Origin of the sequence: Thermococcus indicus (assembly GCF_006274605.1) — an archaeon.
Taxonomy (GTDB): Archaea; Methanobacteriota_B; Thermococci; order Thermococcales; family Thermococcaceae; genus Thermococcus; species Thermococcus indicus.
The window spans coordinates 158,227-178,593 of sequence record NZ_CP040846.1; the positions used below are offsets into that span (position 1 = coordinate 158,227).

Sequence of the window (20,367 nt, forward strand, 5' to 3'; positions counted from 1 at the left end):
GGTGTTCGATGACGAGAAGAAGAAAAAGCCCACCTCATGGATAGATGAAATCCTGAACGGTGAGGATGACCTGCTGGAGGCTATGCTGGGCTCTGGTGGGGAGACCGCTAAAGATGAAAAAGAAAAAAAAGAACCTGAGAGGAAGAAGGCCGGTGAAAAAGAGGCCCCAGAGGCCCCGTTCCCCATTGCGGGAAGTGGGGGTATAGACCTTCAGGAGATACTCAGCAAGCCCTCCACCCCGGAGGAAGCCGCCCAGAGTCGCCCCACCGGGGCGGACCTTCTGGGAGAGATTTTTTCCACGGCACCGCCGAGGGAGGAACCCAGGCCCAGGGCGAAGGTAAAACCGGCGGTGCCGCCTTCATCAACCCTCCAGGATATATTGGGTACGTTTCCTTCCACGGAAGAAACAAAGTACGTTGGAAAGGCAGAGGTTCTCGATGCATATGGTAACGTTCGCATTTTGCGGGTTAAAGGGGAACCCGTCCCGATATATGAGATACGTCTCCCTAAACTCAGTAGAGAGGAGGAGGAACTCCTCCGCCTCATAAAAGAGCGGGCAATAACTGAGCTTCAGATAGACCCCACGGCCTTTCCAAATCCCGAGGAGCGGAGAAGGGTCTTCATGAACGCCATCAGGAAAATGCTGAAAGCTGCTGCCCCTCACTTCTCGGAGGGCAGGATAGAGGTACTCGCCGATATGATAGTTCAGGTCATGATAGGCTACGGCAAACTCGATCCCCTCGTCCGCGACGACAACCTCGAGGAGGTCATGGTCATAGGAACCAACAGGCCGGTTTACGTCTGGCACAGGCGCTTCAACATGTGCAAGACCAACATCGTGTTTGAGGAGGAGAAGGAGATACTGAACATCATCGAGCGCATAGCCAGGGAGGTCGGCAGGAGGATAGACCAGCAGAGCCCCCTCCTCGATGCCCGCCTTCCCGATGGAAGCCGTGTGAACGCGACAATCCCGCCGATCAGCCTCGACGGCCCGACGATAACCATCCGTAAGTTCAAGAAGGACCCGCTAACCATCATAGACCTCATCAAATACGGTACCATGAACACGGATATAGCGGCCCTCCTCTGGATATTTGTTGATGGTCTCGGGGTTAAACCAGCCAACGTCCTCGTAGCTGGAGGTACCGGTTCCGGTAAGACCACCACCCTCAACTCGCTTGCGATGTTCATTCCCCCTAGCGAGCGCGTCATCACCATAGAGGACACCGCAGAGCTCCAGCTTCCTGTGGAGCACTGGATAAGACTTGAGACAAGGCCGCCCAACGTTGAGGGTAAGGGCGAGATAACGATGGACGATCTCGTGAGGAACACCCTTCGTATGCGTCCGGATAGAATCATAGTGGGTGAGGTTCGCGGTCCCGAAGCAAGGACAATGTTCACGGCGATGAACACGGGACATAATGGGGCCCTCTACGACTTCTCGGTCATACAGCTCTCGGACGGCAGGTTCGTGCTCATCGGTGACCTCATCGATGAACTCTTCGAGAAGTACTCGGACAGGGTTGAAACCTACAAGGATTTGGAGTACATAGTCCTCGACGAGAAGGACAGGTTCGAGGTAGTCAGCGTCGGCCCCGACCTGAATGCCGGGAAGCACATCGTTTCAAGGGTCTGGAGGAGAAAGGTAAGGCCCGGGGAGAAGCTTATCCGCGTGAGAACGAGGACAGGCAACGAGGTGATACTCACCAAGACCCATCCGTTCTTCGTCTTCTCCGGTGGCGACGTCGTGAGAAAAGAGGCGGAGAAGCTGAAACCCGGCGATAGGGTCGCGGTGATGAGGAAACCGCCGAGGCCACCGCAGAGGAAGGCCATCATAAGTCCTGAGGTTTACGCGAGAATAAGTGACTACTACCTCGTTCCCAACGGAAAGGGCCTCGTGAAGGTTCCGAACGACGGAATTCCGCCTGAAACAGCCCAATATTTGATTTCGGTCAACTCAAAACCCGTAAGGATTGTCCGCGAGGTGGACGAGAAGCTCTCCTATGCTCTCGGTGTTATCATCGGCGACGGCTACATCTCCTCGAACGGCTACTACGTCTCGGCCACCTTCGACGACTCCTCCTACATGAACGCCTTCATCTCGGCCCTGTCGGAGTTCCTGCCGGAGAGCGAGCCCGAAATCAAAAGAAACGAGGGCTACACCGTTGTGACCTACGGCTCGAAGATATTCGCCGAGTTCCTTCACAGGGCATTCAGAATCCCAAAGGGCGGGAAGGAGAACCTCGACGTGCCCGATTTGGTGCTGTCGAACGACGAGCTTTTGAGGTACTTCATAGCGGGCCTCTTCGATGCCGATGGCTACGTTGACGAGAACGGCCCGGCTGTAATCCTCACGACGAAGAGTGAGAACCTCGCGAGGAAGGTCTGGTACGCCCTTCAGAGGCTCGGGATAATAAGCACGGTCTCCCGCGTGAGGAACAAAGGCTACAAGGAGGGCGTAATCTTCAGGGTCACCGTGAGGGGCGTTGACGACCTCATCAGGTTCAACCGCTCGATTCCCCTCAGGCACTCAAGGAAGAAGGCGAGGCTTGAGGAGCTCATCAGGAAGTACAGACCGCACCGCGGAAAGAGGACCGACCGCGTTCCGATTTCGCCGTCAATGCTTGAACCCATAAGGAGGCGGCTTAACCTCAGGGTTTCCGAGCTTTCAAGGCTCGCCACCAGCCACGCCGGCGAGAAGGTTTCAGAAAGCCTCATACGCCACGTCGAGAAGGGTAGGGTGAAGGAGATAAGGCGCTCCGCTTTGAAGGGAATGGCCCTCGCCCTCCAGCAGGTGGCGAGGGATTTAAACGATGACGAGGCCTGGGTTCAGGCGAAGAGGCTTGAGCTCATAGCGGAGGGCGACGTCTACTGGGACGAGGTCGTGAGCGTTGATGAGGTCGAGCCGGCGGAGCTTGGTATAGAGTACCTCTACGACCTTACCGTTGAGGAGGACCACAACTACGTTGCCAACGGTATACTTGTTTCGAACTGTATGGGTACAATCCACGCCAACAGCGCCCGCGAGACAATAATACGCCTTGAGAGTCCACCCATGTCCGTTCCGAGGATCATGCTCCCTGCCCTGGACATAATCATCATGCAGGTCAGGTTCCACAGCAGAAAGAAGGGCACCATAAGGCGCATTACTGAGATAGCGGAGATATCCGGCGTTGAGGGGGAGAGCATACAGCTCAACAAGCTCTACAAGTACGATCCCGCTAAGGACGAGCTCGTATCGACGGGCGTCCCCAGCAGAACCCTCAATCTCCTCGCCCACCACACGGGAATGAGCGTCTCCGAGCTGGAACTGGAGAAGGAGAAGAGAAAGATAATCCTCGACTGGATGATTGAGAGGGGCATCAGGAGCATCGAGAAGGTTGGCTACTACATCAGGCAGTTCTACATAGACGAGGAGTCGCTCCTGAAGAAAATCGAAGCCGAGGGCAGCACTGAGACGAGCAGGCAGATAAGGACTTTGATTTAAGGGTGGTTTCAATGGGGGTATTCGATGCGGTTGTCAACTTCCTCGAGCGACTCGGTGGGAAGACTATTGAGGTAGCTGAAAAGCCAGTCAGAAGGATACCCGAGGGCAGGTCAGTCCAGGAGAGACTTAAAGCCCTGAAACAGCTCCAGAAGGAGATGGAGACTGAGACGAGGGAGGATGAAAGAGAAAAACAGCTTGAAGAAATCCTGGAGTGGCGGAAGCAGGAAATACAGCGCCCGTTCTTTGACAGACTTGCGGATGCCATGCTGCGCTACTTTAAGGGTCCCATAGAGTCCCTAACCAAATCCCTCAGGGGTCTGGATGAGGACCTTTACCGTGCCAGCATGACAACGCCCAAGGAAAAATACGTTGCCCTCATGATTCTTGTGGCTATCTTCTCCGCGGTGTTCTTAGCCCTGTTTGGGTATCTGCTCTACCTGACACCCGACATAATAGTCCTGCTGTCGGTCCTTGGGTTTATCGGTGGATTCATGTACATGAGGCACTACCCCCGCATGGTATGGAAGAGACGTGTGGTGGAGGTGGAGCGCGCCCTCCCCTACGCCCTCAGGCACATGGCTTCCCTTCTCAGCGCCGGTGTCGGTATCGCGGAGGCCATGCTCTCGGTGTCCAGGGCGGATTACGGCCCGATCTCCGAGGAGTTCGAGTTCATACTGATGGAGATGAGGACGGGTTCTTCCTTTGAAGACGCCCTAACGAAGTTCGAGCAGAAGATGGCGTCTGAAAGCGTCAGCAGGGTCGTTAAGCAGATACTGAGGGCGGTCAAGTTCGGCGGCAATCTCTCCGAGATACTTTATAAAATGGCGGAGGATTTCTCCTTTGAGTACCGGATGAAGCTGGTTGAGTACGTCCAGAAAGTCAACGGTATCTCCTTCGTCTACATGTTCCTTACCATAGTCATGCCCACTATGTTCGTCGTGGGTATTCTGGCAGGTTCCATCATGTCCAAGCACCTCGTCATGCCCCCGGAGGCCCTCGCGGTGATACTGCTCTTCGCGTTCCCCGGGGTGTCGTTCATAATTATCAACATGATCAAGAAGGGAGAGCCCAGGTGATTACCATGCCCCGTGGAGTAACGTCCCTGCTTGTCTCTGCGTTTCAGCGAATCCTTCCCCAGAAGTGGGTGAAGCGTTATGAGATATTCATTTATTCGGCGGGATTGAACTTCCTTGCCGTTGAGTATCTGGTTATCTCCGTCCTGTTCGGTGTTATCGGTGCACTCCTTGTGGCGATGGTGTCCACATGGGTCTACTCGGTGGCCACGTTCATTGCCCTCTTCCTTGGTATGGCCTTTGGGTATCCCTACTGGAAGGTTATGAAGCGTGTTGAGGAGATGGAGAAGAACCTCCCAGATGCGTTCTTCTACCTCGCAAGCTCCCTCAGGGCAGGTATATCCTTTTCCGAGGCCCTTGAGGAGCTTACCACGGCCAAGTTCGGGGCATTGACCGACGAGTTCAGAAAGACCGTGGCGGAGATAAAGAAGGGCCGTCCCACAGTCGATGCCCTCAGGGCCTTCGCAATCAGGAACAGAAAATCGGTGGTCCTGTACAGGTCGATGATGATTATCATTGAGGCCCTGGAGCGCGGTGCCCCTATGAGCGATGTTCTGGTCTACGTCGGCAACGACGTGAGAGAGATACTCAGAATCAGACAGGAGCGCAAGGCTTCCACGGGAATGCAGATGATGTTCTTCATAATCACCAGTGGATTCATAGGGCCCATGATACTCGCGGTCGTTTATAAGGTCATGGAGACGATGGGGACGGACATGGTGGTCCTCCCGGTGGACACAATCAAACTGATACTCCTGGGCTTCGTTGTCATTCAGGCCTTTATCTCCGGCCTTGGAATCGGGGTAATAAGGGAAGGAAAGTACTCTGCTGGACTTAAGTACAGCCTCATGTTGATGCTCATGGGCGTGGTCGTCTATCAGGGCGTCTCGTCACTCAACATCGGCGGTGGCTTCGGACTCTAAGTCCTTCCCCTTTTCTATGTCCACTATCTCAACCTCGAACACGAGGGTCTTTCCTGCCAGAGGGTGGTTGAAGTCGAGGCTGACGCTCTCCTCCCCAACCTTGGCTATCTTTGCTATCCCCGAGTCGGTCATGACGTACATGCCCTCGACCGGTTCCATCCCTATGTTGGTGAACTCGGTGAGGGGAACGTCTATGACCAGCTCCGGGTTCGGCATACCGTAGGCCTTCTCCGGCGGAATCGTGACGGTCTTCTTTTCACCGATCTCCATCCCGATCAGTGCCTCATCGAGGCCCGGGATGATCTCGCCGACACCGACATTGACGCCGAGCGGGCCGTACTCCCTCTCCTCGACGTATATCTCGTTCTCCCTGGCGATATCCTCGTAACTCGTGTCAAAAACTTCACCGTTCTCAAACCTGCCTATGTAGTGGAACACCACAAAATCTCCAGCTTCAATCTTCATTTCCTTCAACTCCAAAACTGTCTTCAATGGGGGTTACTCCCGCGCCTTATAACGCTTTTGGTGTCCCTTTCGGAAGGCTCGACAGGTATATAAGGACGTTGCACTATATAATGTCGGTGATTGACATGGGATACCTTTCTGATATGCTGAGTAAGGAATATGGAAACCTCGAGGCTATGGACGTCTACTCCACGAAGCTGGGGGAGACGGACGTGGAGATACTCGAGGTCTCGGTGGGGGGAGAGAAGTTCATCGCAATGTTCCAGAGCGTTCCGGTCAAGGAGAACCTTTACAGTTTTCTTTTGAAAGCCCCGTCCTAAAGGACGGGGATGCAGTAAACCACCCAACCAGCCTTTGAGCAGGAAAGGGATACTCTTTTAAAGCCTAAAATCCATACCATGCTTTGAAATGAAGCGAACAGTAACGCTTAAACTCCAACCTTCAAAGGAGCAGGCAAAAATCCTCTCCGAGTTAGCTGGCCTTGGAGCTAAAGTCTGGAACAGAGTAAACTACCTGAGAAGGCAACAATTCTTCAAAGAGCAAATCGTGGACTTCAATTCAACTGAGAAGACTGTTTACGAGGAATTTAAACAGGAAATCGGTTCTGCAACAGTCCAGCAAATATGTCGTAAAAATGCGGAAGCTTGGCGGAGTTTCTTCTCACTCCTTCGGAAGAAGCGAAACGGCGAACTCCCCTCTTGGATGAAACCCAAACCACCAAACTACCTGAAAGAAGACGGGAAAAGAAGACCCTTAATCGTTTTGAGAAACGACCAGTACAAGATTGAAGGGAATACGCTTATTTTAAAAGGCCTTGGCAAATTCAAACGCCTTGAAATCCGGTTTAAGGGTAGAATACACTTGAAAGGCAAGCAGGGGCGGTTAGAAATAACTTACGATGACGTTAAACGCAAGTGGTATGCTCACATCAGCTTTACTGTCGAGGAAAAACTTGAAGGCGGAGAATGGGTGAGCGTTCCAAGACAGCCAAAGGGAAATCTCTCAGCGGGAATTGACCTTGGAGTAAACAATCTCATGGCCGTTTACGTGAAGAACGGGGAAAGTTTTCTCGTGAATGGGAGACCGTTAAAGAGTATTGATTTTTACTGGCGGAGGAGGATTGCGGAGTACCAGTCAAAACTCAATAAAAGCGGGGCAAAGACGAGTAGGAAGCTAGAGAGAATGCACGATAAAGCGAAACTTCAGGCGAAGCACTACATCAATACTGCCGTTAGACAGACGGTTAAGAAGCTCTACGATTTGGGAGTTAGCAGAATTGTCGTTGGTTATCCTAAAGGCATTGCAAGGAGCTCTGATAAGGGCAAAAAGCAGAATTTCCTCCTCTCTCACGTGTGGCGGTTTAATTACGTGATTAAACGCTTGACTGAGGTCGCGGGGGAGTATGGTATTCGGGTTGTGGTCGTGAATGAGGCTTTTACTTCTAAAACCTGCCCCGTTTGCGGGAAGCCCCATGAAGGGGCGAGGTTTGTTCGTGGATTATTTAAGTGTCCCGCAACGGGACTTATCTTCAATGCTGACTTGGTTGGGGCGTTTAACATTTTGAAGAAGGCTGTGAAAACTATAACCCCAAACTTGGGCGGTTTGTATGCCCAAGAGAGGGGTAATTGGCCTAAGACCGGGCCAGAGGGGTTGAAAACCCGCTTTTTAGTGGGTTTGAGTGAGACCCCTCAAACCTCCCCGCCAATGGCGAGGGGTTAATTCGTTGAAACCCAGCTTAAAGCGGGGAGGAGGTCAGAAGTGGTCGATAATCATAACCAGCGCCCACAACACCCGGACGCTTAAGGGGATGGACACCCTGGATGGCATAAAGCTGGCCCTCAAATCGAGCATAGAGGCCATGATGGCGGGGATGAGGTGGGAGTGAGGTCACTCCTCCGGCAGGATGTAGTACACGTAGTGGGGCCTGCTGGTTATCTCGTCTATGAAGACCACCGTCCCGGTCTTCGGCGGCTTTAGGTAGTGGACTTCCCCTTTCTTCGTCGTCACGGCCGCGAAGGCGTCCCCCCTCCTCACGCGGTTGCCGACGTTGGCTATGATGGTCTTTGTATAGCCCTCCACGGGGAGGATGAGCAGCTCGTCGCCCTTCTTCAGGTATATCCTGGTTCTCCCGTCGGGGAGGATCAGTATAGCGTCGACGAGCATCCTTCCCTCCGTTCCGTCCACGTAGAGGTAGAACCTGTCGTAGACCTCCTTCGCCAGGAACTTCGCTCCCTCTGCCTCCACGAAGTCGGGAACCCCTTCATCCTTTCTCAGCCAGACCTCAACGCTTCCCTGGATTATCACACAGTCCCTGGTGACCTTTCCATCTTTGATGCACTCCTCCGCGGGGGCCTCCACGTAGAGCCTCGGCATCTTCTCCATGCTACCACCCAAGGTTTACCTCGGGGTAAAAGCTTTTAAACCTGCCCTTCGTACGGCCTTTGATAAAAATGTCCATCAGGGTAAAATTCGCGGCACTCTACGCCCTGCTCTTCACATTGATGACCCTCATGATGGGGTACAGCGTTAAAAACTCCGGGCTTCAGCGGAGCGAGGCCTCCTCCTTCAGCGTTCTGCTGCTTGCGATCGTTGTCGCGTCCCTGCTGGTCATCCTACTCGTTCTTCTGAGCTGGAGGGACCTCTCGCCGGGCAAGAAAAAGTATCCCGTTAACGTCAGGTCCTACCTGATGGCCTGGGCGTTCGCGATAGCAGGCACGGCGGGGATACTCTACTACCTGGAAAGAACCCGCGCGGCTAATGTGCCTTCCAACCTCACGTTAAACCGCTCCCTCAACAACACGACCGCCGGTGTTGCCACTCCCCCCGCCCCCGTTTACCACAACGACACCGTTTCAGCCGCCCCTCCCTCGGGGGTCCCCTCGAGCTACGTCCTCTACGGCGCGGCGCTTCTCTTTCTTGCGGGACTCGTTTACTTCGCCGTCCTCTACTACCGCGAGGCCCTCAGAAGGAGGAAGCTCAGGGAGATGAGGCTTAAGGCGGAACTCTTTGACAGGAAGGTGGAGGAGCTGGGCCTGGATATGTTCAGCGACCCGCGAGAGGCGATCGTTGGAATATACAAGAACGCCGTCCTCTGGCTGGAGATACTCGGCGTTCCCTATCAGGAGAGCTGGACCCACCGGGAGCACGCGGAGAGGGTTCAGGTTTTCAGGGAGCCCTTCAGGGGCATAACGGGGCTCTTTGAGAAGGCAAAGTACGCCCCGGAGAAGGTTACCTGGGAGGACGCGAAGAGGGCGCTCGAGCTTTACAGGAAGATGAGAGGTGCGGTCGATGAGGCTTCATAAGGCCCTCCTGTTTATTGGCTCCGTCCTGCTGCTCGCGGCCACGCTGGCCGGCTCCTACCTGGTCAGGTGGCTCGCTGTGCTTTTCCTTGGAGCGGTGCTCGCGTTCTTCCTGTTCGGTGTCGAGATAAAGGTGGCGAGGCAGAGGATAAGCCGCGGAGTGAAGGTCGAGAGGAAGACCGACGTGGACAGAACCGTTTCCCTCCTTCGGAAGGCCAGGACTGGGCGGGTTGCACGCTCCCTGGTGGAGGAGAAGATAGTGGAAATCTACGCCACCCTGTCCGACGACTACAACCCTACATATCACTCCCTCCTGACGAACCCGAACGAGGCCGTAAGGACCCTCCGTGCGGAGGGGGATTTCCTCGACAACCTTGAGAAGGCCCTTGAGATTGTGGAGGCTGATCTGAATGAGAGTGGAGGAGATACACGAGAAAGGTAACGCCGTCCTTGAGGAGGTCAAGAAAGCGATAGTTGGAAAGGACGAGGTGCTGAGGCTTATCCTGACCACGATACTCGCCGATGGCCACGTCCTGCTGGAAGATTTGCCAGGACTGGCCAAGACCCTGATGGCCAAGAGCTTCGCGAAGGCCCTGGGAGTCCAGTTCACCCGCGTCCAGTTCACGCCGGACCTGCTCCCGAGCGACATACTTGGGGTGAGCGTCTTCAACCAGAAGACCCTAGAGTTCGAGTTCAGGAAGGGGCCGGTCTTCACGAACGTCCTCCTGGCGGACGAGATCAACCGCGCCCCGCCGAAGACACAGAGCGCGCTCCTCGAGGCCATGCAGGAGAGGCAGGCCACGATTGAGGGGAACACCTACTCACTGCCCAGGCCGCTCATAGTCATAGCCACGCAGAACCCGATAGAGCAGGAGGGAACCTACCCCCTCCCCGAGGCCCAGCTCGACAGGTTCCTCGTCAGGCTTCGCGTTGGTTATCCCTCCAAGGCGGAGGAGATAGAGATACTCCGCAGGAGAATGGCCAGGAAGAAGGAGGAACCGGACGTTCGTACCGTCCTGAGCGCGGAGGAAGTAGTCAAGATGCAGAGGACGGTCGAGGAGGTCTACGTCAGCGACGCCATACTGGAGTACATAACCGACATCGTGACGGCCACCCGGGAGGACAAGAGGGAGATAGAGATAGGCGCCTCTCCAAGGGGAAGCCTGGCCCTGCTCAAGCTCTCCAGGGCCTACGCAGCCCTCAACGGCAGGGACTACGTGATTCCGGACGACGTCAAAGCCGTGGCAGTTCCGGCCCTGAGCCACAGGCTCATCCTCAAGCGCGAGCTGTGGTACACCAAGGTGAGCCAGGAGAGCATAATGGAGAAGCTCCTCGAGCGTGTTCCGGTTCCTAAATTCGAGTGAGGTGAAACGGTGCAGCCGGTTCCCAGAACCCCAACGCCCGTTGAACCCGGGAATGGGCCTGATGAAGGTGCGGGGCCAGAGGGGAGAATGGTTCCAACCGAGAAGGCGGAAGAGCTTTTCCTGGCCCTCTGGCTTCTCGTCCTCATCGCCTTCCTCCTGCTCCGCTGGGAGCTTGTCTATCTCCTCCTGCCGGCCCTGTGGTTGGTCTTCGTCGCGGTGTTCTTCTTCAAGCCCAGGATGGACGTCGAGCTGGAGAGGGTGATTCCCCACAACCGCTTCCTCGAGGGCACCGAGCTGGAGATAGTGCTCAGGATAAGGGCCGGCGAGAGAATTCCGAGCCTCAAGGTGAGGGAGGACCTCCCCGGGGGGCTCGAGCTGATAGACGGGAGAACCGAGTGGGTGCTGTCACTCAGAAAGGGCGAGCTGAAGGAACTTCGCTACCGCGTTCGGGTTAAGCGCGGAATCCACGAGTTCAACTGGGTCGAGCTGAGCTACCGCGACCCCTTCGGCTTCTTCCACTTCACGAAGAAGTTCGACCTCTACACCGAGCTCATAGGCGTTCCCATAATAGAGGACGTTCCAACGCCATACTCCACGAGGGGAACCAAGATAACCGTCGGCTCCCTCCCGAGCCCCAGGGTAGGCGAGGGCGTGGAGTTCCACGCCATCAGGGAGTACCAGCCGGGGGATCCGCTCAAGATAATCAACTGGAAGGCCACCGCGAGAACGGGGAGGATAATGGCCAACGAGTACGAGAGCGAGCGCAAGGTGGACGTGATATTCATCGTCGATGCTTCCTACACCGGGGAGCTGGTCTTTGACAACCTAGTCCGCGCCGCCGCTTCGCTCATGCTCAACGCCCTCAACAGCGGAACCAGCTTCGGCCTCCTTCTTGCTGAAGAGGTTCCCCTCTGGGTCCGCCCGGACTACGGTAAGAGGCACTTCTTCAAGTGCATCGACTTCCTCAGCACGGCCAAGCCCGACAGGAACAACATGATAGCCTACCAGGTTGAGCACTTGATACGTTCCCACTTCCCGCCGAGGGCACAGCTGGTCTACTTCTCCCCACTCCTTACGGAGGAGAGCAGGGAAGCGCTCAGGATAATGGCCTCCTTCGGTTACAACGTCGTCGTCATCAGCCCGAACCCGTACACCGCAGTTGAGCCGAAGAACCGCGAGGAGGAGCTGGCAATAAAGCTGCTAGGCCTGCAGAGGAAAGCCGTCTTGCGGAAGATGGCCGGCTACGGCGTGATAATCGACTGGGACGTCAGGAAGCCGCTGAAGGCCGCGATAGCGGAGGTGATTCAGGTATGAGGATAAAAAGAAGGCTCTACTCCCTTGCTCCCCTGGTTCTGCTCTTTATTCTGCTCGCCCTGATCGACCGCCGCACTCTCCTCCTGCTTCCCTTAGCTCTGATGGGAGTTCAGTGGTACTTCATTGGTTCCCTTTTCCTCGTCTCCGTGGGGGCGTTCCTCATCTACACGAGGACAGGCGGTCTCTACGGCCTGGCCGTTATGGCTCTGGCCCTTCTGGCCATAGAGATGGGTCACCTCGACAGGGAGAATGCTCCCCTGGAGCACTACGCCGTCCTCCTGGCGGCGGTTGGCCTGGCCCTTCCGTCTTACCTGCTGATGGCCTCGGTCTCGCCACTGCTGCCCAGGCTGGAGGTCACGGCCCTGGCCGCTGTCCTGCTGGTTGTGCTCTACGTCTTCGTCAGGCTGGCGACGGACTAGATGCTCCAGCTCCCCTTCTTCTTAAGCACCTCCCTGGCCCGCTCCAGTCCGAGTTTTACGCAGGTCTCCATGGGCTCTCCTTTGGCGTAACCCGCCAGAAATCCGCCGGCGAATGCATCTCCGGCCCCTGTGGGGTCCACGATTTCATTTTCATTTATGGGGAGCGCCGGAAACTCCCTGAACTCCCCGTCGTAGAGGAGAACTCCCCTCTCGCCCCTGGTCACGACCACGATTCCGGCGCCCCATTCGTGGAGAGCCGCCGCGGCCTCCTCGACACTCCCCGCGCGGGTCATGACGAGAGCTTCTCTCTCGTTGGGGAAGACCACCTCGGCGCGCGAGACGATTTCCCTCATGAGGTCCGTTTTCTCCCGGTAGTCGGCCATGTACGTCGGGTTGAAGTCGAGGCTTATCCTCTTCCCCTCGAGCCTCTTCAGGGCCTTCAGCTGCTCCTCAGGGGGGATGGGGGCGATGTGGAATATTCCCGCGGCCAGGTACTCCTCTGGAATCGGGGTCTCACCCATGTTCACCGCAACACCCATATCCACCGGGGCGTCCACGCTCCCGTCCTCGTGGTAGATCATGTAGATGTGAATTGTCTTCCCGGGCAGGATTTGAACGCCCCTCACGTCCAGGACGGAGGAGAGCTTTTCGAGCCATTCTCCCGGAAAATCCTCCCCCACCCTGGTCACGAGGCCCACTTTTGCGCCGGCTAGGGCGGCGGAGGTGGCCACGGCGGCCGCCGCTCCGCCCGGCATGTTCACCCTTCTCCCGTTGGGAAAGACTATTGTGTCTATAGAGACGTGACCTATGACGACGAGCTCGATCATTTTATCACCCCATCTAATTCTGGACACTGTGTCATTGAAGTTGACCCATTTATGTTGCCCCTGGTTTTAAGCCAAGCGGTGGGTATGTGAGGTGCTGACCTCCCCCTCGCCCTGAAGGGTGAGGGTTCCAGCGAGGAACCCCCTACCCAATTAGCGGAGAGGTTTGAGGGGTCTCATTTAGACCCAAAATAAAGCGGGTCTTCGACCCCTCCGGCCCGGTCTTGGGCCAATTACCCCTCCTCTGAGCGTAAAGACCGCTCAGATTAGGGGTTATGGTTTCCACCACCTTCTTCAAAATGTTAAAGGCACCAACCAAGTCAGCGTTGAAGATAAGCCCCGTTGCGGGACACAAATAAAGACCACGAACGAAACGGGCCCCTTCATGGGGCTTCCCGCAAACGGGGCAAAGCTTAGAAGTGAAAGCCTCATTCACGACCAAAACCTGAATACCATACTCTTCCGCAACCTCGGTTAAGCGTTTGATAACCGTATTGAACCGCCAGACGTGAGAGAGGAGGAAATTCTGCTTTTTACCCTTATCAGAGCTCCTTGCAATACCTTTAGGATAACCAACGATGATTCTACTAACTCCCAAATCGTAAAGCCTTCTAACCATTTGCCTTACTGCCGTGTTAATGTAGTGTTTTGCCTGAAGTTTAGCCCTCTCGTGCATTCTTTTAAGTTTTCTGCTCGTTTTCGCCCCACTCCTGTTGAGTTTTGACTGATAATCAGCAATTTTTCTTCTCCAGTAGAAGTCGATGCTTTTGAGAGGCTTTCCGTTCACGAGAAAGCTTTCTCCATTCTCCACATAAACTGCCATCAAGTTGTTAATCCCCAAATCAATTCCCGCTGAGAGATTCCCTTTTGGAGTTCTTGGAAGTTCAATCCACTCCCCACCCTCAAGTTTTTCCTCGACTGTGAGGCTGACGTGAGCATACCACCTTTTCTTAACGTTGTCATAAGTTATCTCTAACCGCCCTTGCTTGCTCTTCAAGTGTATTCTGCCCTTGAATTGAATTTCCAAGCGTTTGAACTTTCCAAGGCCTTTGAGGATTAACTTGTTTCCTTCACTCTTGTACTGGTCGTTTCTCAAAACGATTAAGGGCTTTCTCTTCCCGTCTTCTTTCAGGTAGTTCGGTGGTTTTGGTTTGAGCCAGTTAGAGAGTTCTCCATTCCGCTTTTTCCGAAGGAGCGAAAAGAAACTCCGCCATGCTTCAGCATTCTTCCTCGCTATTTGCTGGACGGTTGCTGAGCCGATTTCCTGTTTAAACTCTTCATAAACGGTTTTCTCGGTTTTATTGAAGTCCACGATTCTGTCCTGGAAGAATTGTTGTCTTCTTAGGAAGTTCACTCTATTCCAGACTTTGGCTCCAATGTCGGCTAACTCAGAAAGGATTTTTGCCTGCTCTTTTGATGGTTGGAGTTTGAGCGTTACTGTTCTCTTCATTTCAAAGTATGGTATGGTTTTTGGGCTTTAAAAAAGATTGCTTTTCCTGCTTAATGGCTGTTGGGTTGTTTACTGCATCCCCGCCGTGAACGGCGAGGCTTGAGAAAGAAAAAATGTGATGGATTACCACCCTCATAATTTCAACCTATTTTGGAACTTTTGGGATGTTTTTAATGGTTTTGTTTAACCAAAAGGTTTTTATATGGCCGTTTAACTATTAGTAGTTGGTGATTCCTTATGTCGAAGTTTGGTCTGTGGTGGGTTAGGTGGGACGGGAATCTCAGAACTTACGCCTCGAGGATGACCCTTGGAGGAAAACGGCCAACTTCTTACGATGAAGCCGTCCAGTGGTTTAAGAACAGGGGTTTTGATAGGGTAGTCTTCCTCAGTGGAGAAGGAAAGGGAATCAACTATACTGGAAACGGTTATGATGATGGGCTTCGCATGGCTTTGTGGCTCTCATCAAGGATCGGCAGCATGGATTACTACGTGCCGATTCCGTTCTACAAGTATGGGAGTAAAAAACCGAGGGATAACCCGTCCGAGGGATTCAATAATTCTTACTGGAAGGACTGGATTGACGGTGTCCTTAGTGTTGTTGACAGCAACAGGCTCGGCTTCTACTGGAGTTACGAGAGTTGCCTTCAAACTACTCCCAATGATAGCACCGGTGTGTCTGTTGAATTCATTCAAAAGATGTCCAACTACGTTCACGACCACGAGCAGGAACTGATTTGGATTCCAGCAACGGGTGGCAGAGGCGTGTCTTATTTAAATGACCCAAAATATGATGGAATTCTCAAGATTGGTAGCTACTTTGACTACGTTTTTGTCCAGCCTAATTACTACCAGTACTCAAAGCTAGATGAAGAAGGAAACCATGGTTTACCCTACACTTACGAGAAACTCGTCGAGAAAATCCGCTGGATTCACGAAGAACTCCCCTTGAAAATCAAGGAGCAAAACCCCAACTCCACGACAAGGGTCTCAATAGAAATGGAAGCCGACAGGACAGTACTGGAAATTCATTGTACCTGCCCAAGAGACTGCCCAGAAGGCATGAACTGTGATTCTAATATTCACACTTGTTATGAACACTGCAGAGATAACCATCCCCAAAAAGCAATCAATTATGCTCTGGATTACGTTAGAGCACTTCAAGACGTTGGCTGGAACCCCCAGGACTTAGCATACTACTTCAGCATAGATTTCAAAGTGATAGACATCCTTCAGGGATACTGCAGGAGGGAATTCAATGAGCCGTATGTTTAGTCTTCGCCTTTTTCTTATCCTCTTACTTCTAATCCCTCCTATCTCTTTTCATGGAGCCACTGCTTCCAGCACACAAACGTTCCAGGCGTATCAAATCACAATTAAAGGCGTTAGACCCCCAAGCACTGGAATTTCACCATACTTCATCATCACTGTGAAGCCCCACTGGAGAGCAAACGGTTCATACCCCGGTGAATACCGCCTCCTCTACCTCGCGTACTCCTCGTATTATAACATCACCAACTGGACCCTCCGATACGTGAACATCACGAACCTGCCGGGAGTCACCCACAAGCTTGGGAACGTAACCCTGCCCTGGCCGACGAACCGGTTCGACGTGTTTGCCTACCACAACGACCCGGTTCTGCACTGGTGGGCCGAGAACAACACCACTTACGATTACTTCCTCAATATGGGAGTACCAGTAGTCGTCAAGTACAAACCGTCCAATTTTCAGTTGATTGGACGCGTGGAAGGGGAATACGTTGTGTTCAGGGGTTTTAACACGACTTTCAAGGTTCCGGTGGAGGAGCTTTTAAAATACTACCCCAGGCATTTTCTGAATGACCTCGGAGGGATATTGTATTTTGACGTGGTTGACATCTGGAACGCTACCAATGCCTCCTTTATAACTTATCACAGAAAATGCTTTATCATTTACCCTCTGCGTTTGAGTTATTGGGAGACTAATGGAAGGGTCTACGTGGGTGTTAATTTTTCAGAGGGCGTTGAGTTAAAAGTCAACCAGTCAATTCCAATCCTTCTCTATTTGAACAACGAAACGTTAAAGCCGATAGTGGACGTTTTGGGATTAATCACGCCCCAGGGCGACCCCCTCAGAAACCTGCCAAATCCAATCATCGCAACGATTTCCCAAACTTGGATAACCCCAACTCCCGCTCACGAGATTTTCTCTGAGTTTTTCGATGATGATAGGTATCCGCGCTATGTCTCGCTTTTTTATTCCGTGGTTTCGAACGGTAGTTCCGCGGTTCTCGTTGTCACGATGAAGGAACCCGGGTGGATACCCTATCATTACTCCTACCTCGTCGTGAACGGTGTTCCTAAGTTCTTCAACCTCTCGCCCACCTGGAGGAACACCAGCAAACCCTGGTGCTGGCATTGCGAGTACAAGTTTGGCGTCTGGAAGGGACATTACGAACTCCTCTGGGAGTCGTCGTACAATAAGGGTGTTTACGTGCTCAACGGAACCTGCTGGCGGCTGGTTTCAGAGTCCCCTAAGGGTTTCCATGCCTCCAACGGTTCCGTGGCGAGGGGAGTTGTTGAGGGTAGCTATATGGTCTTCCGCTTTAACGGGACGACCCTTAGAATTCCGCTCCGAGAATTGGAGGAGTATTATCCTCCAAGGGTGTGGGAGTGGCAACTCATCGCGGCAAAGGACGGAAATGGCTACCTGATACTCCCTGCCGTGTGGTTTTATTACGGGAATTATTATTATGCAGGGGGTTCTAGTTTTGGAGTGGTGTGGGGTCCGGGGGATTTTCTTTTACCGGTGGATAATTCTTCCGGTGTTTACGCGCTGTATTACGTGAATGGGACCTTGAGGCCGGCTTTTGATTTGCTCCGGCTTATGGGTCCCCAAGGGGATTGGATGAGGAATCTGCCTGGCTTTAGGGTTCTGCCCAACCAGTATTTCAATTCGAGCGTGACTTTTGGAGTCTGCAGTGCTGGAACACAAACGCAAGCGGAGCGCACGAACACCTCAACCCGGACAGTTGGGAGAACTACTACTCCAACTTCAACAGGCACAAAAGAAAAAAGCATCTGTGGACCGGGGTTTATGGTTTTGCTTGCGGTCGTTGGTCTTCTCGCAGAAAGAACACGTAAGAGGGGGTAACAATGTCCAGACTGATGAGTTATCTTTCCTTCCTCGTGCTGGCGCTCCTCCTGTTCTTCCCCTTAACCTCGGCCCAAGAGGTTTACGAGGTTAAGTATGCTGTGATGTCCAACGGAAGCGACGCACTAATTCCCCTTCAGGTTCTCACCTACGAGCCATACTGTCCTCCCCTCTCGGGAATCAACTGCGCCAACGCAACCACCGGGGAGGTTCTTGGGGGAGAGGAACATCTCTTCTACTTCAATGGCTCCCAGCTCTACTTACTTAACTTCACCCCCGCGTTCAGAGCCCTTTACCCAAACTATAGCACTCTCCTTGACCAGTCCAGGGCCCTTTACCACTACACTCTCGGCCAGTCTCTTAATGGTGCGCGCTTCATAAACGGGAGCTGGTACCTGGACCTCACGTTCTACCCTCCGATGACGCATGTCCATGGCATCTACCTCTTCAATCCAAAAAACTTATGCATTGAGCCGGTCAATGTTAGCTGGCTTAAGCTCCCAAAGGGAAAAATCAGCGACGAGATAAACGGCTGGCGGATTGAGCTTCAGTCCCCGAGCTTCAAAAAATGGGACTACGCGAACGTGAGCGACGTGTGGGTCACGATGAGCGAGAACGCGCTGAGGTGGTCTCCTGGCCCCACTGAAGTCGTCAATTCGAGCGTTTTTCCGATTTACTTCCTCCTCAAAAAGGAGGGCCACGTGAAGAACATCACCCTCGTTTACCTTAACATGAACGTTACAAGGGACGACTTCGTCCCGCCGAACACCCCCGTTCCAGGCTACTGGTTCCCGGACAGTGTTAAGATAGCCAACGTGACGGTCTGCGAGAAGGCGAGCGCGAACACTGGCAAGACGGGTGAGAACGTCACGGCGAATTCAACGGACACTCCTCACACCCCACCAATCAAAACCACTCCCTCTCATCCCACCAGCACAAAAGAAAACAGCAAAATCTGCGGGCCGGGGCTTGTAACCTTGCTTGCCGTGATCCCGGTGCTCATGGGGAGGTTAAAAAGACGGGTGGAGTGAATCATTCCAGCCCTCGTTTAGATGGGCATCGAAAAGATTAAAAGAACTGCTCCCGAAAATTCTTCAAAGTGATGTGGGGTGGTTGCCATGGAGAGCGTCTTCCAGAACGAGACGGTAAAGGAGATTCTCGGCAAGTACCGCAGGATATGGGCGATAAACCACGCCCAGAGCGTCCTTGGCTGGGACATGGAGGTCAACATGCCCGGGGAGGGAATCCTCGAGCGCTCGGTGGCCCAGGGCGAGCTTTCCGTGCTTTCTCAGGAGTTCCTCCTCAAGCCGGACTTCGTCGAGCTGGTTGAGAAAGCGAAGGGAATCGAGAACCTCAACGAGTACGAGCGCGGCGTCGTTCGCGTCCTCGACCGCTCAATAAGGATAAGCAGGGCCTTCCCGCCGGAGTTCCTCAGGGAGATGAGCGAGGTCACGAGCCAGGCCACCAAGGCCTGGGAGGAGGCAAAGAAGAGCGACGACTACTCCAAGTTCGAGCCCTGGCTCGACAGGATAATCGACCTGGCGAAGCGCGCCGCTGAATACCTCGGCTACGAGGACGAGCCCTACGACGCTTTGCTCGACCTCTTCGAGGAAGGCCTGACCACCAGGGACGTCGAGAGGATGTTCGACAAGCTGGAGAAGGAGCTCAAGCCGCTCCTTGAGAAGATCATGGAAGAGGGTAGGGTTCCCCAGAGCCACCCGCTCGAGAAGGAGAGCTATGAGCAGGCCCAGATGGAGCGCGTGAACCGCTGGATCCTCGAGAAGTTCGGCTTCCCGCTCGGTGTCCGCTCAAGGCTTGACGTTTCAGCTCACCCCTTCACGACCGAGTTTGGGATAAGGGACGTTAGGATAACCACCCGCTACGAGGGCTACGACTTCAGAATGACCGTCCTCAGCACCGTCCACGAGTTCGGCCATGCCCTCTACGAACTCCAGCAGGACGAGAGGTTCATGTTCAGCCCGATAGTCGGTGGAGTGAGCCTCGGAATCCACGAGAGCCAGAGCAGGTTCTGGGAGAACATCATCGGCCGCTCCAGGGAGTTCGCCGAGCTGATATACCCGACCCTCAGGGAGAACCTGCCCTTCATGGCCAACTACACGCCCGAGGACGTTTACCTATACTTCAACATGGTCAGGCCCGACTTCATAAGGACCGAGGCCGATGTGGTGACCTACAACTTCCACATCCTGCTCCGCTTCAAGCTAGAAAGAATGATGCTCAACGAGGGTGTTAAAGCCAGAGACCTCCCCGAGCTCTGGAACGACGAGATGGAGAACCTCCTCGGCATAATGCCGAAGACCTACCGTGAGGGAATCCTCCAGGACATCCACTGGGCCCACGGAACGGTCGGCTACTTCCCGACCTACAGCATAGGAACGCTCCTCTCAGCCCAGCTCTACTACCATATGAAGAAGGACATCCCGGACTTCGAGGAGAAGGTTGCAAAGGCCGAGTTCGACCCGATAAAGGCCTGGCTCCGCGAGAGGATCCACAGGCACGGAAGCATCTACCCGCCGAAGGAGCTCCTCAGGAAGGCCATCGGCGAGGAGCTGAACCCGGACTACTTCATCAGGTGGGTGAAGGAGAGGTATCTGTGAT

General features: G+C 53.9%; 19 protein-coding genes. 15 read left to right on the forward strand and 4 right to left on the reverse strand.

Annotated features, from left to right (window positions below; genetic code table 11):
• Position 1: 1 nt before the first annotated feature.
• The 3 genes from FH039_RS00875 to FH039_RS00885 are packed head-to-tail and all read left to right on the forward strand — an operon-like array spanning position 2 to position 5,483.
• Positions 2–3,487: an ATPase, T2SS/T4P/T4SS family gene (locus tag FH039_RS00875; protein ID WP_139681531.1), complete on the forward strand. Its 3,486-nt coding sequence runs from the start codon at positions 2–4 to the stop codon at positions 3,485–3,487.
• An 11-nt stretch (positions 3,488–3,498) separates the two neighbouring features.
• Positions 3,499–4,563 carry a type II secretion system F family protein gene (locus FH039_RS00880; protein WP_139679839.1) on the forward strand — a complete coding sequence of 355 codons (1,065 nt, stop codon included), beginning with the start codon at positions 3,499–3,501 and terminating at the stop codon, positions 4,561–4,563.
• Between the two features lie 5 nt (positions 4,564–4,568).
• Entirely contained in the window at positions 4,569–5,483 is a 915-nt protein-coding gene (locus tag FH039_RS00885; RefSeq protein WP_139679840.1) for a type II secretion system F family protein, read from the forward strand.
• On the opposite strand, the gene FH039_RS00890 is transcribed toward FH039_RS00885, so the two are convergent.
• Positions 5,451–5,948: an FKBP-type peptidyl-prolyl cis-trans isomerase gene (locus FH039_RS00890; RefSeq protein ID WP_139679841.1), complete on the reverse strand. Its 498-nt coding sequence runs from the start codon at positions 5,946–5,948 to the stop codon at positions 5,451–5,453. The two genes, FH039_RS00885 and FH039_RS00890, sit on opposite strands and share 33 nt — an antisense overlap.
• Before the next feature lie 116 nt (positions 5,949–6,064).
• Here FH039_RS00890 and FH039_RS00895 point away from each other — a divergent pair, with 116 nt between their 5' ends.
• From FH039_RS00895 to FH039_RS12095, 3 genes are all read left to right on the forward strand, one after another.
• The gene (locus FH039_RS00895; RefSeq protein WP_139679842.1) at positions 6,065–6,268 is read left to right on the forward strand and encodes a hypothetical protein; all 204 of its coding nucleotides are present in this window, start codon (positions 6,065–6,067) and stop codon (positions 6,266–6,268) included.
• Positions 6,269–6,356: 88 nt separating this feature from the next.
• A complete protein-coding gene (locus FH039_RS00900; protein WP_139679843.1) occupies positions 6,357–7,667 on the forward strand; it encodes an RNA-guided endonuclease InsQ/TnpB family protein in 1,311 nt (436 codons plus the stop codon).
• 4 nt (positions 7,668–7,671) lie between these two features.
• Positions 7,672–7,833, forward strand: coding sequence for a hypothetical protein (locus FH039_RS12095; RefSeq protein WP_168188347.1), 162 nt, complete (start codon positions 7,672–7,674; stop codon positions 7,831–7,833).
• Positions 7,834–7,835: 2 nt separating this feature from the next.
• On the opposite strand, the gene FH039_RS00905 is transcribed toward FH039_RS12095, so the two are convergent.
• Positions 7,836–8,330 carry a DUF2118 family protein gene (locus tag FH039_RS00905; RefSeq protein ID WP_139679844.1) on the reverse strand — a complete coding sequence of 165 codons (495 nt, stop codon included), beginning with the start codon at positions 8,328–8,330 and terminating at the stop codon, positions 7,836–7,838.
• 68 nt (positions 8,331–8,398) lie between these two features.
• Here FH039_RS00905 and FH039_RS00910 point away from each other — a divergent pair, with 68 nt between their 5' ends.
• Genes FH039_RS00910 through FH039_RS00930 form a run of 5 tightly spaced genes read left to right on the forward strand, consistent with a single transcriptional unit; the run spans position 8,399 to position 12,344 of the window.
• Complete coding sequence (locus FH039_RS00910; protein WP_139679845.1) at positions 8,399–9,250, forward strand: DUF4129 domain-containing protein; 852 nt, start codon at positions 8,399–8,401, stop codon at positions 9,248–9,250.
• Positions 9,237–9,689: a hypothetical protein gene (locus tag FH039_RS00915; protein ID WP_139679846.1), complete on the forward strand. Its 453-nt coding sequence runs from the start codon at positions 9,237–9,239 to the stop codon at positions 9,687–9,689. The genes FH039_RS00910 and FH039_RS00915 overlap by 14 nt, the downstream gene beginning before the upstream one ends.
• Positions 9,658–10,611, forward strand: coding sequence for an AAA family ATPase (locus tag FH039_RS00920; protein ID WP_139679847.1), 954 nt, complete (start codon positions 9,658–9,660; stop codon positions 10,609–10,611). The genes FH039_RS00915 and FH039_RS00920 overlap by 32 nt, the downstream gene beginning before the upstream one ends.
• A gap of 9 nt (positions 10,612–10,620) precedes the next feature.
• Positions 10,621–11,925, forward strand: coding sequence for a DUF58 domain-containing protein (locus FH039_RS00925; RefSeq protein WP_139679848.1), 1,305 nt, complete (start codon positions 10,621–10,623; stop codon positions 11,923–11,925).
• Positions 11,922–12,344 (forward strand): hypothetical protein, encoded by a 423-nt coding sequence (locus FH039_RS00930; RefSeq protein ID WP_139679849.1) that lies wholly within the window; start codon positions 11,922–11,924, stop codon positions 12,342–12,344. Before FH039_RS00925 ends, FH039_RS00930 begins: the two co-directional genes overlap by 4 nt.
• Here FH039_RS00930 and FH039_RS00935 read toward each other — a convergent pair.
• Together FH039_RS00935 and FH039_RS00940 are read right to left on the reverse strand one after the other, a co-directional pair.
• A complete protein-coding gene (locus FH039_RS00935; protein WP_139679850.1) occupies positions 12,341–13,171 on the reverse strand; it encodes a carbohydrate kinase family protein in 831 nt (276 codons plus the stop codon). The genes FH039_RS00930 and FH039_RS00935 overlap by 4 nt on opposite strands.
• 142 nt (positions 13,172–13,313) lie before the next feature.
• Positions 13,314–14,618, reverse strand: a complete 1,305-nt coding sequence (locus FH039_RS00940; protein ID WP_139679851.1) for an RNA-guided endonuclease InsQ/TnpB family protein — start codon at positions 14,616–14,618, stop codon at positions 13,314–13,316.
• Positions 14,619–14,855: 237 nt separating this feature from the next.
• Here FH039_RS00940 and FH039_RS00945 point away from each other — a divergent pair, with 237 nt between their 5' ends.
• The 4 genes from FH039_RS00945 to FH039_RS00960 all read left to right on the forward strand — a co-directional run bounded on the left by FH039_RS00945 (position 14,856) and on the right by FH039_RS00960 (position 20,366).
• Positions 14,856–15,890 carry a DUF4855 domain-containing protein gene (locus tag FH039_RS00945; protein ID WP_139679852.1) on the forward strand — a complete coding sequence of 345 codons (1,035 nt, stop codon included), beginning with the start codon at positions 14,856–14,858 and terminating at the stop codon, positions 15,888–15,890.
• Positions 15,874–17,748 carry a CGP-CTERM sorting domain-containing protein gene (locus tag FH039_RS00950; protein WP_139679853.1) on the forward strand — a complete coding sequence of 625 codons (1,875 nt, stop codon included), beginning with the start codon at positions 15,874–15,876 and terminating at the stop codon, positions 17,746–17,748. The genes FH039_RS00945 and FH039_RS00950 overlap by 17 nt, the downstream gene beginning before the upstream one ends.
• Before the next feature lie 2 nt (positions 17,749–17,750).
• Complete coding sequence (locus tag FH039_RS00955) at positions 17,751–18,779, forward strand: CGP-CTERM sorting domain-containing protein (RefSeq protein ID WP_139679854.1); 1,029 nt, start codon at positions 17,751–17,753, stop codon at positions 18,777–18,779.
• 87 nt (positions 18,780–18,866) lie between these two features.
• Positions 18,867–20,366 (forward strand): carboxypeptidase M32, encoded by a 1,500-nt coding sequence (locus FH039_RS00960; protein ID WP_139679855.1) that lies wholly within the window; start codon positions 18,867–18,869, stop codon positions 20,364–20,366.
• The last annotated feature ends 1 nt before the right edge of the window (position 20,367 follow it).